This is a genomic window from Limnospira sp. (assembly GCF_051859755.1).
Taxonomy (GTDB): Bacteria; Cyanobacteriota; Cyanobacteriia; order Cyanobacteriales; family Microcoleaceae; genus Limnospira; species Limnospira fusiformis.
The window spans coordinates 1-15907 of record NZ_JBIMLI010000123.1 but is presented as its reverse complement, the minus strand read 5'-3'; the positions used below and the strand labels follow the sequence as shown (position 1 = coordinate 15907).

The following is a 15907-nucleotide window of genomic DNA, read 5'->3' as shown; positions in this document are numbered from 1 at the left end:
GGAAACTTGTTGAACCATAGTTATTTTCTCCGACTAGATGAGTCGGGCTAATCTCTGAAGCTGTTTTCTAGTATAGCAGTTTTCTTTTGAGGGGGTTTCGTGTTACTTTCTCAAGATACGAGGTAAGCTGGAATATTAAGAAAACCGAACCTACAAGGCTACAAGGGTAAGGTGATGATGCGAAAAGACGGGTAGAGCCCCTTGAGTTAATTTGGGCAACCCACCCGCGCCGATCTATCGGCTTTTCTGTGAATTAGAAATTAGATTTATAGATGAGTATAGCGCCCTGGTCGCCCAGTTGTAACTGGGAGTCCTCAGACCAGGTTATATAGCGGATTGGGTTTCCGCTAGGCATTTCCAGAGCTTGGAAACCGGGTGTTTGTGTAGGGTCTGGGAAAATGCGGTTATCCAACAAAACCAAGGTCTCTACATGGGGGGGAGAACGATCGCCTCTGGTCCCAAATCGCGAGATAAACCCTGTTGTTGGTAGTCAGATAAATATAGGTCTACCAGGCGATAATAGTAATGGCGAGTCAAAACCACGGTGGTTTCGGGGGAAAAGCGATCGCGCACAAACTCGATCCTCTCGCCTATATCGCGGTTAAACACCCGTACATCCTGGGCGGTAGGCATTCCCGCTGAACCGAAGAGGAAAAATAAACCATTTACACAGACGATCGCCGCTGTTACTATCCCCCAACCTGAGAAGACGACAGATTTCTGAAAAGGCTTGGGTATAGTGGCGGATATAGTTATAAACAAATCGGGTTTTTGTTTTTCCCAACGGTCTCCTAACCATACAATTGTTAGACCTGCCATCATCATAATTCCTGGCATAATTGTAAAAGTTTGAGACTTGCGGCGCAGATGTACAAATAGAAAATAAAGCATTCCGGGAACACAAGATAAAGACAGGGTTTGAATGCGTCGATCGCGCCGAATTAGGTGTGCAATAGCTTGGCGATCGCATACCAAAATCCACAACATCGGAATAATGGCTACACCTATTAGGGGGAAATATTCTTTCATAAAAACCATTAAATTGTCAAAGATTTTCACCAAAGAATCAGCGTCTCTGCGTTCTGTATGTAGGGGGAGCCATTCCTGTACTAATTGCCAATAATTATCCCAGCCGCCGCTACTTGCAATTAAGGGAATAAACCCAACAGCCACGGCTGCCAATCCCAAACTTACAGCTATAAATACATCGGTTAATTTGAACCTATATCCCGAATTGGGAGACCCAAAACGCCATCCTAAAAATAGGGAAGTCAGGGCTAGGGGCAACATAAAAAATGGGGTACTAGGGCGAATACCTCCGGCTAATCCCATCAATATAGTTAGGGTAAATAGGGCGGGTCTATTTGCGAAACTGGTTAAATAAGCGGCGGCAATAATTAGCACCACCCAGCTAAATTATAGGGTATGGGAAAAGGCAGTTACACTGTGATACCAAAACAGGGGACTGGTGAGAGTTAGGAGGGCTACAGATAAACCTACTTGATGATTATACCAGCTTTTTGCTAATAGATAAAGGGCGGCTACTGTCACCCCAGAGGCGACGATATTAACGGCTACCAGACTCAAGGTAGGGTCATCTAAAAATAGGTGAAAAAATCGCGCCATCCAGATAAAAATGATAAACATTCCTGGCATTTGCGGCTGTGTTTTGCTAACATCAAACTCTAACACTGCCATGGCAAAATGCCCCTCGTCTCCCTGGGGGAATTGGGTATGAAATGGGAGTCTAGTTAGAATGGTTAGAAAAAATAGGACGGTGGCAATTATCCACTTTGGGGAGATGCGATCGCCTTTTTTTAAGGGGGGATGACACCAGAAGTATTACTCATAAATATTTGGGCAAAATAGTTATCAAATGTATGATATCTTAAAACCGGAGTTTATGTATTATCAATATTACGCTACCTAGGTATTTGCCAAATTACCCAGTTTTCGGCTTGGTCTATCATTTTTCCTTCTAGCTGAGGATGCCAGTCTCGGCGGGTCAGAATATAATCAGCGTCAAAACTTCGGGCTACTGCTATCAATTCTGATGCTGATTTTTGGCGATATTGTTCATCTAAAACGCTGGGTGATTGATGGACGATTCCTGTGATGCTTTGCATCCGTTTTTCCCATTCTATTATACCCCTATCTGTAAACGGAAAACTTTTAAAAGACCAGAGGACCGAACGTTGAGAGTAGAAACGGAATTTGTCATCGGAAGGGGGAACTAAAACTAGGGCATTTGGGGAACTTTGCTGTTGAAAACGCTGGGCTAAAATTTCGACTGGTTGGTGGGGTGTGGCGGTGATTTTTAGCCGATGTGGTATCGACCATATTCCGGTAATTATTAATAGTGATAATATCGACAATTTTAGTGGTTTTGGCAGTCTAGTTTTACAGGTAATAATTGGGGAAGCTAGGGTGAATCCTAAAAATAGGTGATAGTGATAATTTAACACTAGGGTTAAGATGAGCAAAAATACTGAACTATAGTTAATCCATGGAGATTTAATAGCTGGGTGATTTTGTCTAATTAAAAAACCTAAATACATCAGGGCTATGATCACCCCAAAATAGGAACATAGCATAATTGATATTCCTAAAATTAATCCTGTTAATACAGCAATTATCCAGGTTTTTTTGAGTTGTGAACTATAATTTAATGATATTCCTAGGGTGATGGCTACAATTAATAAGACAATCCCACTATTTTTAATTACAGATATGCTAATTAATAAACAGCCTAGGGGGATATTTCCGGTTCGATATGCTTGTTTCACCCAAAGAGCGATCGCTATTAATCCTAGTAGTTGTATAAAAGGACTGGTGCGCGCTAATTGTAGTTTAGCGAAGGTCGCCACGGGAATCACTTCTACAAAAATATAACCCATAGATAATAATGCTAAACCGAAAATTAAGAGGATTTGTAAATTGGTTTTTTGCTCGGCTTTTAATATGGATGAAGTCCGCATCATAATTAACCCAGAAATCACGAAACCGATAAAATTTAACCAACCCCTTAAACCAAACTGGGAATAAATTAGATGATGGGGATGGCGAATATAAGCGTATAAATGAATGAATTTTTCCGGGGTAATTATCTGGCTGTCAGTTTCTGATAATAACTTCATAGGAACATATACACAGGCGGCAAAAATTAGCCAAATTATTAATCCGATGATTATCGATTTACTGGATTTATTATCATTAATTTTTTTTATAGCCATAATCGGAATAAATAATATTCCAGGAATAAAACCTATTAAAAATTGCAGTAAAATGGCTAAACCAAATAGGCTATATCCGATAATCCAACGACTGCGAAAACTATAGTAAATCCCCCAAATGGCTAAACCCATAGCTAAGACGGCGGGGATGGGTTCTTGGCGAAATAAATTGGTAAAACCAATAGTTCCATTGGCGGCGGTTAAGCCTAAAAATACCAGAATACTTGGGGATATAGAGTCGGATAGGAAAATTTTTCCGATCGCATATAAAGCCAGCATAAAACTGGTAAATGCTATGATATAATAAACCCAGATAATTCCGGCAATACTCAATCCTAACTTAGCCGGGAAAGCTATTAAATGGTAATAAAAAAAACGGGGGTTAAATTCCACCATTTCCTGTACATAAAAATCGCGAGGGTAAAGATGAGTATCTACCAGAAAAGCTATGGCTGGTAGTTGATTACGGAGATTAGCTGATCCTAGTTCATAGCCATAAAAAACTAGAGTTGCGCCTATTAATAAAAAAGCGATCGCCCCTAGTTGCCATCCCCGAAGTCTAGGGCTGAGGTTCATAGTACACCTGAGAAATCTTATATAAATTTTGGGGCAACTGTGAAATTACCGAGTTTTGACACTCCCCGCTCTGAAGAGACGGGGATTCTTGGCTCACCGAGACCACTTAAACTAGATTCCTGGCGTCGTCTAGCCCAGAGGTGGGACTCTCCCCAAGCGTTACTTTCGGTATGCCCTACCGTAGTTGCATTTCTGCCAATCCTGTTTAGATTGAAGCAAATATACCTCAAAAACTGATTTGTCTAGTTCCTGTGAATCTTTTACCTGCTGCCAGGAGGAAGCTAGAACAATGCAGCCAAACCGCATAGATTCAATGGTCAAGGTTCAGTGTACGCCTTGAGGCAACAAGGTTTTTTAAGTGGTTGGTTACCTTTATCCACGCTCAATCGGTGTAGCATTTATCTAGTAAGCGTGTCAAGTAAAACAGCGATGTTGTTCGAGAGTTGATCAGGTCTTGGGCTGACGGGCACTAAAGTACCCGTGTCGCCTTTCATCCTTGCTCTCTTGAGACAAGGTTTTCATGCTCCAGTGCTGTTCGTATAATAGTATCATGACTTACTCAAATCCTCTTTACCCTCTAACTTGAGAAAAGCCGCCGATCGCTTTGACCAACAGCCATAGTATATTCCATTCTACAAATTGTAGAATCCCAAGTCTATTGACTACACTAGGATAGTTTTTGCTCCCCAAATTGTCAAAAAAAAATGCGATCGGTTGCATTTTAGCGAAAACTTGCATCTTTCCCACTGAAATTGTGCCGATCGCATCAGATACCAACTTAGCTGTAACTCCTACCAGATAAGGGTTAGGGGAGGCTAAGTGGTGATATGTCCATTATGGGTTAATTATACCCCTGGGGATAGAGTCCGGGTCATATATCAAAAATGGTATAATCGCAGATGTAATGTATATCAATTAAGAGGTACTCTCCCCTGATTCCCATTCATGATGATAACCCAACTCAGATTAACCCTTGGGTAACCAAGGTGTTAATTATTATCAATCTGATAGTTTTTGCACTACAATTTCTGGTGATTTTTTCCGAGCCTGAACAAGTAGAAAAAATTATCTATACTGGTGCATTTATACCCTGTCAACTCGCCCAAAGTTGTCCATCTGATATACCAGCAGCGACATTTACTTTTCCAGCTTGGTTGACTCTAATTACCTCGCAATTTATGCACGGTGGTATTGGTCATATTGTGGGAAATATGTTGTTTCTGAGTATTTTTGGCAATAATATTGAAGATTGTTTAGGTCATTTCAAGTTTTTGATTTTCTATATACTATGCGGAATAGCAGCGGCGTTGATTCAAGGGTTTTCCTCCCCTGATTCTATCATACCATTGTTGGGAGCAAGTGGAGCGATCGCCGGAGTTTTAGGAGCCTATTTAATTCGCTTTCCCCGGGCAAAATTATTAGTAATATTCCCATTTTTCCCGTTTATTCCCATGAGGCTTCCGGCTTATTTCTTCCTAATTTTATGGTTTGCATTCCAATTTATTGCCGGGACTTCTACTGCTAATATAGATACAGCTACGGGAGAAGAAGTCGGGGGGGTAGCTTATTGGGCTCATGCGGGAGGGTTTATTTTTGGTATAATTCTTGCGCCGATACTGGGGTTATTTTCCTCAAGAGGAGGTGCAAATAACTAAGATTCCAGAACCCCAATACTTTCAGGAGATACAAACACTTCAACCTGTTGACCTGGCTGGTATCTTTGGAGGTCATCTCGATGCCAATTTTGGACTCTGACCATAACATAACAGTTGGGGGATAGTTTAACTTTGTAGCGGGTATCAGTACCAATATAAACCCTTTCTTCCAAGAGTCCAGACCAACTGGGAATATGAACAGACTTGGCTGGATATAGAGTAATTTTTTCGGGTCTAATTACTAATGTTACAATTTGTCCAACAGAAAGACTATGTTCGGCGGCAATTTGAATAGGTAGAGATTCATCAACTAACACGGTTTGCTGTTCATTATTAATTTGTATAACCCGTCCGGTGAGGAAGTTACTCTCCCCAATAAAATCAGCGACAAATCTAGTTTTTGGATACTCGTAAATTTCGATAGGAGTTCCGACCTGTTGAATCTCTCCCTGGTTCATAATAGCAATGCGATCGGACATAGTTAGGGCTTCTTCTTGGTCGTGGGTAACATAAATAAAAGTAATTCCGATACGTTGCTGCATTTGTTTAAGTTCCAGTTGCATTTGTTTCCGCAATTTCATGTCTAAAGCGCCTAAAGGTTCGTCAAATAATAAAACCTCTGGCTGTTTAACTAGAGACCTAGCTAAGGCGACGCGCTGCTGCTGTCCCCCGGATAGCTGACGAGGATAGCGATCGCGCATTTCGGTTAATTTGACTAACTCCAACACCTGAGAGAGGCGATCGCTAATTTCCGCAGAGGGTAAATTTTCCATCTCCAGTCCAAAGGCGATATTTTGGGCGACAGTCAAATGAGGAAACAAAGCATAATGTTGGAATACAGTATTAACCGGACGGTGAAAGGGAGGTCGCTTACCCATAGCTTGACCGTGAATATAAACTTCTCCGGTGGTAGGTAATTCAAACCCAGCAATCATTCTTAATGTGGTAGTTTTCCCACAGCCAGAAGGTCCGAGGAGGGAGAAAAACTCCCCATCTCGAATCTGTAAATTTAAGTCATTGACTGCTAAAAAATCTCGATGCTTACTCCCCCGAAAGGTCTTAGAAACATTGACGAGTTCAACCGCATGATTCATAGTAGCTAAATTAAGACCCTACACCCAACTTAACCTCTGTCCAGGCTTGATCATAAAAGATGGTAGCTTCTCCGACATCTTCCAAATATCTGAGTTTCGCAAAAACTTCGGGGGGGGGATAAATACCAGGATTTGCCAAATTTTCTGGTTTAATCAACTTTTCAGCGATCGCCGTTTTATTAGGGGAACCATAGTTAATAAAATTGGAGATTTGGGCACTAATTTCCGGTTCCATGATAAAATTAATGAATTTCAAAGCCAGATCCGGGTTAGGTGCGCCTGTAGGAATGACCATATTATCCATACCAATAATTGTGCCTTCTTGAGGAATTGCATAACGCAACCTAGGATTTTCTTGCATTACTTGAAAGATATCGCCGCTGTATTCCATAGTCATATCAACCTCACCTTGATTAAGGAGATTTTGACCAGTATCAGGAACAAAGGCGGTGATATGAGAACTATTTTGAATTAAGAAATCCCTAGCGGCAAAAATTTCATTTTGATTAGTAGTATTAGGATCATAACCCAAATAAATTAATACCGCTCCCATGGTGTGTCGCATATCATCTAATAGGGAAACCCTGGAGGCAAAATTAGGGTCAAATAATTGAGACCAACTGTTAATATTTTCCCCGACTCTATCAATGTTATAACCTATTCCCAAAGTCACCCACTGATAGGGAATACTATATTGATTTCCGGGGTCATAGGGAGGGTTAGCAAACTGTGGGTCGAGATGGATAATATTAGGAATCCTCGCCAAATCGAGAGGTTGTAACATTCCCTGATTAACCATAATTTTTACCATATAATCGGGGGAAAATACCACATCATAACCCGGATTGCCGGCTTGTAGTTTGGCATACATACTTTCCCCACTATCGTAGGTATCATAGTTAATTTTAACGTTATATTCTCGTTCAAATTGAGCGATCGCCTGTGGGTCAATATAACTTGACCAGTTATAGATATTGAGAACATTCTGTGAACCTGTCCCAGTCAGAGACCCATCAGGACTGGTAGCCGCACAACCCCAAGGCAAAATCACACCCAATACAAACAGTAATATTAACGTTAACAGTCGCTTCATTTTCTAGTCATCTCTCCTAAATTAACCCTAAGATAGCGTCTGAAAAGACTCCACCTGTAAAACCGGACCAATCATCGCCAGAGTCATCACATCTTCGCGAATAATCCCCTGAACGATCGCCTTTTTCCCCGACTGCTGTAACTCCGGGGGTGCATCCTTCAACTCATAGGTTTGTTCAGCACTAACCAGCGCCCAAGTCCCCGTCCCAAAACCTTTTTTTTCCACAACACCTTCAACAGTGATAGTCATATTGAGTCACCCTCCAATGATGTCAAAAACTTGATAGATTCCGAATAATTCCCCTCCACCGACATAGCAGAGGGGAAATAGAAGTCAAGGTGCTAATAGTTAAGCGATCGTCGTTTCCGACTTCAAGGCTAAACTCGCCAAACCGATACATAATAGGGCGTTAATCACCAAGAAACCACGGGCGATCGCACCACTTCCCAGACCCCAAACGGCTGGGGAAATAAAGGCACTGATCACCAAAAAACTAGCCACGCCAATAGTAGTACCGATCGCCAGCCACTTCCATTCTGGATGACCGAGGAATAGTACCACCAAAACCGCCGGAATCAATACACTAGCAAACACAGGATTCAAGATACTGCTACCCTGAATTGCGCCGCCAAGTTCAGGTAAAGAACTACCCATAACCCGCATCGGCCATTGAGGCAAATCAAAGATATACAGACCCCGCAATAAAAATAGACCACTGCTTCCGGCTATCAAACCGCCAGCCATAGACCAACCCCAGCGGAAGGGGAAATAATTGCGGAGGAACCAAGCCAATAAATAGGACCCCAAAACCATGGCAATTTTGGGCAATAAAGCCACCGCACCGCCATCAATCCAGAAACGCGGACTCAGATAACCACTTTCCCGCAGCCAGCGGAAAAAGTCACGGAAGGAAATTTGTCCCCGCAGCGCCACTTGTACAGCACTAGCAGCGTCCAAATGACCAGCGCCAAAATGATTAAAGGGGTCTTCCGCCACTTGACGGGAGGACTCTTTGAGAATGGCTACAATTTCATCAGGGCTATCAACCCCGGTGGCGCGAATTAAAGCCGCCACTCCAGCCACATGGGGGGAAGCCATACTGGTCCCCTGAAAAGCGGCAAAGGTTGAGCCGCCTGTGTCGGGGTTAATGGTTTCCTGGAGAATGCCTCCATCTTCATTGCCGCCTTGGGTCAAGCCGCCGGGGGCAGAAATATCCACACCTGCGCCAAAATTAGAGTAGGGGGTTTTGTTTCCGGTAGAGTCGAGGGCAGAAACTGCGACCACTCTGGGATAACGGGCGGGATAAGCTGCGGCATTTTCTCCAGAGTTACCAGCGGCTGCAATAATTACTACACCCTTGTTATAGGCGTAGTCGATCGCATCTTTCATCAATTGAGTTTCGCCGCCACCACCGAGACTCATGTTAATGACATCAGCGCCATTGTCAGCCGCAAATCTAATCGCCTCTGCAATGTCGGAAATTGTGCCACCACCACCGGCTGAGAGGACTTTTAAGGGCATGATTTTGGCGCGGTGGGCAATACCTGCCACCCCATAGCCATTGTTGGTGGATTGGGCAATAGTTCCGGCTACATGGGTTCCATGTCCGTTATCATCGGAGGCTTCCCGGCGGTTATTCACAAAGTCATAACCGGGGACAAATTCGGTATCTTTTAAATCGGGAACCCGACTGACTCCGGTATCAATGACCGCGACGGTCACCCCTTCTCCTTGGGTTTCTTTCCAGGCTTCCTCTACATTGATGCTGCGTAAATTCCACTGTTTACCGTAGAGGGGGTCGTTGGGAAAGTTGTTGGAGTCACCCCAAATAATCGCCCCCACATTCATGGGTTGAGTGTCAATGCTGTAAATAAAGTTAGGTTCGATCGCTTCTGTGTCTTGGCGGAAAGATTTTCTTAGGGATCTGAGTAGATCGCGATCGCCACGAACCACATAAATGTTATCGTCCTTTGAGAATTTACTGTTTAACTGAGGAACTACTTGATACTGATCGGCGATCGTTCTAATGCGATCGGCTATTTCCGTTTGAGTCAAATCTTCCCGAAAATCTAGTACAATCGAATCGAATGTGCCTTGGGTAGCCAAGCCAGTGAAGTTAGACACCGCCCAGCCCAACCCAAGCAGGAATAGGCAAAGTAGTAGAAATCTTTTCATGGGTTTTTGCCATAGTTAACGGCTAATTCGTCCAACGGTCAGTTACCGACCAGACAAATCATCAAATTGGTGACTCTATTGTATCTCGAAGATTCTAAATTCGTATTAAACGCTCAAATCAGATAAATTATGGAACGAGGATTACTGTGGCTTCCCCTGCTGGCTGTGTTTATTGGACTCGCCTGGTCTGGGTGGAATGAATATCAGAAGTTAGAAGCCTATAAGCCGTGGGCCGAAAAATTTGATCAAGCCAAATATGATATCTATGCGGTCTTAGGTCACAGTGGCGACCAACTGACCTGGGGTAAACCCACTCGCCACGGTCCCGTTAACTTACAAACTTTTTCTCTCCGGGATGTTCAGTCAATATGGCTATTGGTGGATCATAAATCTGTCAGCCTCGATCAACTCCCCCAAAAAGGAAAATCCGTCGAGTTAGAATTTATCCTGCAAGATGAACCTGACCCGATCCGTGTTCCCTTTACGCAACTTTCCCTCGCCGCCCAGTGGTGCCAATATTTGCAGGACACTTGGCAGAAAATTAACGCCTAATTTCCCGGCTTCATGATTACTATTCTTTCGGCTGACTATTTCCCTTAGAGAATAGTTTTGCTCTCATAGCCGCCTGGGACTCAACTCTTGACATATCCTGGTCTATTAGTCCGGTGAGGGCTTCCGTTAATTGGGACGGGTCCATAAATATTACTTTGGCATTCTCACTCATGCTAATTTGTTGATTAGCGTCTACGAACTGTTTAGCAATTAAAAACTGTAAAAATTCTCGACTGTTTGGATCTAGGTTCAGCACTTCTGCTAAGACTTTAATTGATGCGGCTTTACCTTCTGCTATACTGATATCAGCCTTTTTTTGACTCTCGGCAGCCCTTTGAGCCTCCATGGCTAATTTCACCTTAGCCGGAGGTTCAATGCTTTGTAAATCAACCCGTACTACTTGCACTCCCCAATTTACCGTTTTTTCGGCTAGGCTATGCAGCAGTGCGGTATTAATTTCATTAATAGAGGAAAACATATCCTCCATATTTCTTAATCCCACTTCCGCCCGCAAAGTGGTAGTTACTAAATTAGCGATCGCATCTTCTACTCCCTGAATGTCATAGAAGGATTTTCGCATATCTTGGATTTTCCAAAACACTAAAGCATCAATGGTTAGGGGAACATTATCTTTAGTAATTGCCTCTTGTTTGGGAATATCTAACAGCCTCTCCCGCAAAGTATCATAGTGTACTATTTTTTCAATCACCGGGATCACAAACTGTAAGCCAGGCTTCAGAGTTCGGTTATATTTCCCTAACCGAGCCACTAATGCTTCGTCTCCATCACTGATAATTCTAATTGAGGAATTTACCCCAAATCCAATGCCTAACGAAATCAATAGCGCGAGGATATACTGAGCCATAGAACCTCACATTTATCTGATAATTTTAAAGTTAGTTTAACCTATCCAGTCACACCCTGCCATTGATTATAGCACAATTTTGGCTAACAGTAAATATATCCACTTAACATTTACCATATTTACTGTTAACTTTTAGGTAACTTCTCAAGTCTCTGGTGAGTGAGATGGATAATTTACTGATTTGACTCCGACTCGGTTTCCGGTTCCACCTCAACAGTTTTAGCTGTTTCTGTTAACTGAGCCGCAATATCTTCTTTAATAGCACGGCGATAAAGTTTTCCCTCAAATTTCGCCAATTCCTCACATACCTTTTCTACCCAAGTTTGTTCTACCAAAGCAATTAAAGCAGAACTACCAGGGGTTAAAGACTCCGATAAATCCTTGAGGTCTTCTTGGGGGAAACCCAAATCAATAAAGTGGGTAACTAAAGCCCCAACACCCGCACCGCCAGCAGTCATAGCAATTACGCCTAAAGCACCAATGGGATTAAATAAAGCAATTAATCCAGCGGTGATACCCCCCATAATTGCACCCCCACGCGGGCCAGTGTCTCCGGTTTCACTAATGGAAACTTTGCCTTTTTCATTCTTGACCATGACCGCCGCATTAACAATCAAAATAATGCCAGCGCGCTGCATATCTTTAAGGACTTTCAGAACTTCCTTGGCTTGATTTTTGTCATTATATGCAGCAACAATTAGAGTTGTAGGGGTTTCGATTGAGGTCATGTGATTTGGCTCCTGTAGAAGAGTTAACTAAAATATGACCAACTCTAGCACAATGGAGACAATCACAGTACAATAGTTTCAGCCAAGGAGAGTAAGTGGTAATCTGGGCCTGTTTGACCTGCCCGCCAAATATCTCTAACGGACTCCCCAAATAACGATAACGTTCAATGACACATCTACAAATGGGAACCCTATATATTGTTGGTACTCCCATAGGGAACCTAGATGATATAACATTTCGGGCTTTGCAGACTTTAAAATCCGTGGATCTCATTGCGGCGGAAGATACCCGCCACACCGGGAAATTACTACATCACTTTCAGATTGAAACGCCCCAAATTAGCTACCATCAACATAACCAAAGCCGTCGGCTTCCTGAATTAATCGATCGCCTTAATGGTGGAAGTGCGATCGCTATAGTAACTGATGCGGGAATGCCGGGAATTTCTGACCCCGGTACCGAGTTGGTACAAGCCTGTATCGAAGCTGGTGTTCCTGTAGTTCCCATTCCTGGTGTTAGCGCCTGTTTAACCGCACTGAGTGGGTCGGGACTACCAACCGATCGCTTTGTGTTTGAAGGCTTTTTACCCGCCAAAGGTAAAGACCGCCAAAAACGCCTAGAAGCCTTGCGTTCCCAGTGTCGGACGATGATTTTATATGAGTCTCCCCACCGACTGCGACAGACTTTGAGTGATTTAATCGATATTTTGGGCGACGATCATGGTGTGGTGATCGCGCGGGAATTAACCAAACTCCATGAGGAATTTTGGCGCGGTAGCCTGAGGGGGGCGGCGGAATATTACCAAAACAGGGAAGTCCGAGGAGAATTAACTATTGCGATCGCACCAGTTACACCCACAACCCCCACCCTGTCAGAGGAAGATATCCTCGCGCAATTACAACAGTTACTACAGCAGGGACTGTCGCGATCGCAAGCCAGTCGCCAGTTAGCCGAAAATTTATCACTGTCCCGTCGCCAAATTTATCAACTCGCCCTTACCCTTGCTGACCAATAACACTAAAATGTAAAGTAACGTTAAGACAAAATCCACAAAATATCATGGTACTATTCGGATTCGGCAAGAAAAAATCTCTCCCTAAGCCAGAAGAAGCCCTTCCTGGACGCGATCGAGTCATGTCAGTTCCTGATCGCCACTATATCAATGGGAACCCCCTTAAACCCCCTTTTCCCGAAGGCATGGAACAAGCCGTTTTTGGTTTGGGCTGCTTTTGGGGCGCTGAACGGAAATTCTGGCAACAGCAGGGCGTGTTTAGCACCGCTGTAGGCTATGCGGGAGGATATACCAAAAATCCCACCTATGAAGAGGTTTGCAGCGGTATGACTGGTCATACAGAAGTGGTATTGGTGGTATTTGACCCCAAAGTTATCAGTTATACTGATTTACTCAAACTCTTCTGGGAAAGCCATAACCCCACCCAGGGAATGCGCCAGGGTAATGATACCGGAACTCAATATCGATCCGCTATTTATACCTATTCAGACGAACAACAACGCCTAGCTTTGGCTTCTCGCGATCGCTATCAACAAGCACTCTCCGCCGCGAGTTACGGTGAGATTACCACAGAAATTGCTCCCGCCCAGGAATTCTATTATGCTGAAGCCTATCATCAGCAATACCTAGGCAAAAATCCCAATGGTTATTGTGGTTTAGGTGGCACTGGTGTGGGATGTCCCGCTATGACCGAAACTTCCGTTTAATCCCCTGAATTTCCTACGGTGCGTCCGACTCAAACATCAGTCGGACGCACTATTTATTTGCCTCCCTCAATTATCCATGATTTTGATGGCCTATCCAATGGCTGATTTCCTGTTGAATATGCTTAACTTCTGCTTCCTGTAGTTGCTGTCCGATACGGTAGGTGCGACGGCGAGAAAATACAAAAAATAACGGTTCTTGAGTCACAATTTCTAAGCTGTGGTGAAAATTGCCTTCGCTATCCTGTAGACATAAAGGATTAATTTCTTGGATATAAGAAAGTTTCCCCCTCTGGCGGCGAGTGAAAGCCGAGGAATGCCAGCATATTTCATAGGTGCTACTATCAAAGTTTAGGCTAATTCTCTCGAAATATTTTTCCCCAGATGTCAGGATAGCTACTAGAAATATCAGACTGACCGGCATAGCTAAAATTAACCCAATTAATGGCAGTGCCGCGATAACTTCTAATAAAAATAGGGCGATTTTTCCGGTGGGTATCGGTAGCTTTTCCAAGATTATTAAAGTGATGATTATCGATACAAATACCCCCGACTTCACTAGAATATTCAGATTATTTAACTTTTCCTTAGTCGTGGCTACTAACCATTTAGCTGTGTGGCGCATAGGGCGAATAAATTGCAGGGAAAACCGACAGGGAATTTGAATTGTCAATTTATCATCAGTTTGGGATAAGTTGATATTTGACTCTGTGGCGGGTGCAATTAATGCCCGAAAATTGAGTTTTTGTAACTCTAATAATGCGTCATCAGCACTAGGAAAACGGTTTTCTGGTAGGGGTTCTGTCAGACATTCTAACCAGGTGATTAAACGGATATCTGTTTTGGGGGGAATGCGATCGCGAAATTTTACCCTAAAACTTTCTTGGGGAAAATCAGCCGGAGGACAACCTGTTAATAAATGTACTAACGTCATCCCTAACGCATAAAGGTCAGAAGCCGTCGTTGACTGACCGCCAAATTGTTCAATGGGTGTATAACCTAAAGTTCCCACCACCGTAAAAGTCGCGCCAGGGGTGGGAAATTGAATCTGTACCGAACCAAAATCAATTAAATATATGCGGTTATCTTCACCCCAAATTAAGTTACTTGGTTTAATGTCTCGGTGCAAAATTGGCGGCGCAAATTGATGTAAATAACTGAGAATTTCTAAAACTTCTGTCGCGATCCACAAAACTTCTGGACGACTAAAAGTGTATCCAGATTCTAGTTTTTGCTTCAGGGATACACCGGGTAAATATTCTGTGACTAAACCAAACCATAAATTCTGGTCATCAACCGAGAAATAATCCCGGTAACGCACTAGACGAGGATGGTCGAGTCGTTGGAGAACTTCTGCTTCCCTTTCTAGGAGTTTCACATCATCCCATTGCATACCATTTCCCATGGCTAATAGTTTAATTACCACGCGATCGCGCCTTTGGAGATCTCGCCCTAACCAGGTTTGGCGGACTGGGTTACTGTTTAGGGATTCCCGGAGTTGAAAGCGATCGGCTAGAATAGTCTCAGTTGATAACATTGATACATAATCTTCAAACAGGGTGCTATAACTATTCTGCCATAAATGTAGATATTTGTGCTTCCCAAATCTAGTATCATCAAGTAAACTACACCATTTGACCTGTTATAATTATCCTAGGGCGAAATTATAGTAAAATCCTTCTTAACCATTCATGCTTACCACTACAAATACAAAGGAGTTCATATCATGCTACAAGCCAAACCCAGATTTCAAAGTTTTGACGAATATTTATCTTATCATGATACTTCCGAAAAACTCTATGAATTATTTAACGGAAAACTCATAGAAATGCCCCCAGAATCAGGTTTAAATATACAAATTGCTAATCGTCTGTTTTTGGTTTTTGCTTTGATGATAGGAACAGATAGAGTCCGAGGTCAAGGATTAGAATTAGAAGTGAGAGGCGAACCCAAAAATCGTTATCCAGATTTAACCATTATTAGACCAGAACATATTGAGCAACTCTCCCAACGTAATACCATTCGCCTGTCGATGTTACCACCTTTATTAGCCATAGAAGTCGTGAGTCCTGGAGAGTTACAAAGAGACAGAGACTATGTAGCCAAAAGAATACAATATCAAGATTTATCCATTCCCGAATATTGGATAGTTGACCCCCAAACTCAAACCATCCTAGTTTTAGAAATCACCGAAACTGGCTACACAGAAATCGGAGTTT

The 15907-nt window shown here is 42.9% G+C and carries 16 protein-coding genes; 5 read left to right on the top strand and 11 right to left on the bottom strand.

All coding sequences use genetic code 11. The features are described from left to right. Window positions 1-426: 426 nt before the first annotated feature. The 4 genes from ACTIE0_RS18345 to ACTIE0_RS18330 all read right to left on the bottom strand — a co-directional run bounded on the left by ACTIE0_RS18345 (window position 427) and on the right by ACTIE0_RS18330 (window position 4586). Complete coding sequence (locus ACTIE0_RS18345; RefSeq protein WP_046321362.1) at window positions 427-1407, bottom strand: hypothetical protein; 981 nt, start codon at window positions 1405-1407, stop codon at window positions 427-429. Between the two features lie 9 nt (window positions 1408-1416). After that, window positions 1417-1698, bottom strand: coding sequence for a glycosyltransferase family 39 protein (locus ACTIE0_RS18340; protein ID WP_006626115.1), 282 nt, complete (start codon window positions 1696-1698; stop codon window positions 1417-1419). Between the two features lie 224 nt (window positions 1699-1922). Then, a complete protein-coding gene (locus ACTIE0_RS18335; RefSeq protein WP_006626116.1) occupies window positions 1923-3809 on the bottom strand; it encodes a DUF6798 domain-containing protein in 1887 nt (628 codons plus the stop codon). 570 nt (window positions 3810-4379) lie between these two features. Beyond that, the gene (locus ACTIE0_RS18330) at window positions 4380-4586 is read right to left on the bottom strand and encodes a hypothetical protein (protein WP_150105334.1); all 207 of its coding nucleotides are present in this window, start codon (window positions 4584-4586) and stop codon (window positions 4380-4382) included. 209 nt (window positions 4587-4795) lie between these two features. On the opposite strand from ACTIE0_RS18330, the gene ACTIE0_RS18325 reads away from it, so the two are divergent. Next, entirely contained in the window at window positions 4796-5464 is a 669-nt protein-coding gene (locus tag ACTIE0_RS18325; RefSeq protein ID WP_006669253.1) for a rhomboid family intramembrane serine protease, read from the top strand. Here the strand turns inward: ACTIE0_RS18325 and ACTIE0_RS18320 are convergent. The 4 genes from ACTIE0_RS18320 to ACTIE0_RS18305 form a co-directional block, all read right to left on the bottom strand. After that, complete coding sequence (locus tag ACTIE0_RS18320) at window positions 5461-6558, bottom strand: ABC transporter ATP-binding protein (protein WP_006669255.1); 1098 nt, start codon at window positions 6556-6558, stop codon at window positions 5461-5463. The genes ACTIE0_RS18325 and ACTIE0_RS18320 overlap by 4 nt on opposite strands. 10 nt (window positions 6559-6568) lie before the next feature. Then, on the bottom strand, window positions 6569-7651 hold the full coding sequence (locus ACTIE0_RS18315) for an ABC transporter substrate-binding protein (RefSeq protein ID WP_006626121.1): 1083 nt from the start codon (window positions 7649-7651) through the stop codon (window positions 6569-6571). A 27-nt stretch (window positions 7652-7678) separates the two neighbouring features. Then, the gene (locus ACTIE0_RS18310; RefSeq protein WP_006626122.1) at window positions 7679-7900 is read right to left on the bottom strand and encodes a hypothetical protein; all 222 of its coding nucleotides are present in this window, start codon (window positions 7898-7900) and stop codon (window positions 7679-7681) included. A gap of 99 nt (window positions 7901-7999) precedes the next feature. Further along, window positions 8000-9826: a S8 family peptidase gene (locus ACTIE0_RS18305; RefSeq protein WP_006669256.1), complete on the bottom strand. Its 1827-nt coding sequence runs from the start codon at window positions 9824-9826 to the stop codon at window positions 8000-8002. 129 nt (window positions 9827-9955) lie between these two features. On the opposite strand from ACTIE0_RS18305, the gene ACTIE0_RS18300 reads away from it, so the two are divergent. Further along, window positions 9956-10378, top strand: a complete 423-nt coding sequence (locus tag ACTIE0_RS18300; RefSeq protein ID WP_006626124.1) for a hypothetical protein — start codon at window positions 9956-9958, stop codon at window positions 10376-10378. A gap of 19 nt (window positions 10379-10397) precedes the next feature. Here ACTIE0_RS18300 and ACTIE0_RS18295 read toward each other — a convergent pair whose 3' ends face one another. Together ACTIE0_RS18295 and ACTIE0_RS18290 are read right to left on the bottom strand one after the other, a co-directional pair. Beyond that, a complete protein-coding gene (locus tag ACTIE0_RS18295; protein WP_006626125.1) occupies window positions 10398-11243 on the bottom strand; it encodes an SPFH domain-containing protein in 846 nt (281 codons plus the stop codon). Between the two features lie 173 nt (window positions 11244-11416). Beyond that, window positions 11417-11971, bottom strand: a complete 555-nt coding sequence (locus tag ACTIE0_RS18290; protein WP_006626126.1) for a DUF1269 domain-containing protein — start codon at window positions 11969-11971, stop codon at window positions 11417-11419. Window positions 11972-12138: 167 nt separating this feature from the next. Between ACTIE0_RS18290 and rsmI the strand changes: the two genes are divergently transcribed. Together rsmI and msrA are read left to right on the top strand one after the other, a co-directional pair. Continuing rightward, window positions 12139-12987 (top strand): 16S rRNA (cytidine(1402)-2'-O)-methyltransferase, encoded by an 849-nt coding sequence (rsmI, locus tag ACTIE0_RS18285; protein ID WP_006669257.1) that lies wholly within the window; start codon window positions 12139-12141, stop codon window positions 12985-12987. A gap of 44 nt (window positions 12988-13031) precedes the next feature. Further along, window positions 13032-13691 (top strand): peptide-methionine (S)-S-oxide reductase MsrA, encoded by a 660-nt coding sequence (gene msrA / locus ACTIE0_RS18280; RefSeq protein WP_006626128.1) that lies wholly within the window; start codon window positions 13032-13034, stop codon window positions 13689-13691. A gap of 70 nt (window positions 13692-13761) precedes the next feature. On the opposite strand, the gene ACTIE0_RS18275 is transcribed toward msrA, so the two are convergent. Further along, window positions 13762-15225, bottom strand: a complete 1464-nt coding sequence (locus ACTIE0_RS18275) for a serine/threonine protein kinase (protein ID WP_006669258.1) — start codon at window positions 15223-15225, stop codon at window positions 13762-13764. A 189-nt stretch (window positions 15226-15414) separates the two neighbouring features. Here ACTIE0_RS18275 and ACTIE0_RS18270 point away from each other — a divergent pair. Then, window positions 15415-15907 (top strand): Uma2 family endonuclease (locus ACTIE0_RS18270; protein WP_439516950.1); only part of this gene is annotated, 493 nt, incomplete at its 3' end.

Coding starts and splice junctions, on each gene's coding strand:
- ACTIE0_RS18295 (WP_006626125.1), bottom strand. CDS start 11,243: ATGGCTCAGTATATCCTCGCGCTATTGATTTCGTTAGGCATTGGATTT.
- ACTIE0_RS18290 (WP_006626126.1), bottom strand. CDS start 11,971: ATGACCTCAATCGAAACCCCTACAACTCTAATTGTTGCTGCATATAAT.
- ACTIE0_RS18300 (WP_006626124.1), top strand. CDS start 9,956: ATGGAACGAGGATTACTGTGGCTTCCCCTGCTGGCTGTGTTTATTGGA.
- rsmI (WP_006669257.1), top strand. CDS start 12,139: ATGACACATCTACAAATGGGAACCCTATATATTGTTGGTACTCCCATA.
- ACTIE0_RS18305 (WP_006669256.1), bottom strand. CDS start 9,826: ATGAAAAGATTTCTACTACTTTGCCTATTCCTGCTTGGGTTGGGCTGG.
- ACTIE0_RS18310 (WP_006626122.1), bottom strand. CDS start 7,900: ATGACTATCACTGTTGAAGGTGTTGTGGAAAAAAAAGGTTTTGGGACG.
- ACTIE0_RS18340 (WP_006626115.1), bottom strand. CDS start 1,698: ATGGCAGTGTTAGAGTTTGATGTTAGCAAAACACAGCCGCAAATGCCA.
- msrA (WP_006626128.1), top strand. CDS start 13,032: ATGGTACTATTCGGATTCGGCAAGAAAAAATCTCTCCCTAAGCCAGAA.
- ACTIE0_RS18320 (WP_006669255.1), bottom strand. CDS start 6,558: ATGAATCATGCGGTTGAACTCGTCAATGTTTCTAAGACCTTTCGGGGG.
- ACTIE0_RS18315 (WP_006626121.1), bottom strand. CDS start 7,651: ATGAAGCGACTGTTAACGTTAATATTACTGTTTGTATTGGGTGTGATT.
- ACTIE0_RS18275 (WP_006669258.1), bottom strand. CDS start 15,225: ATGTTATCAACTGAGACTATTCTAGCCGATCGCTTTCAACTCCGGGAA.
- ACTIE0_RS18335 (WP_006626116.1), bottom strand. CDS start 3,809: ATGAACCTCAGCCCTAGACTTCGGGGATGGCAACTAGGGGCGATCGCT.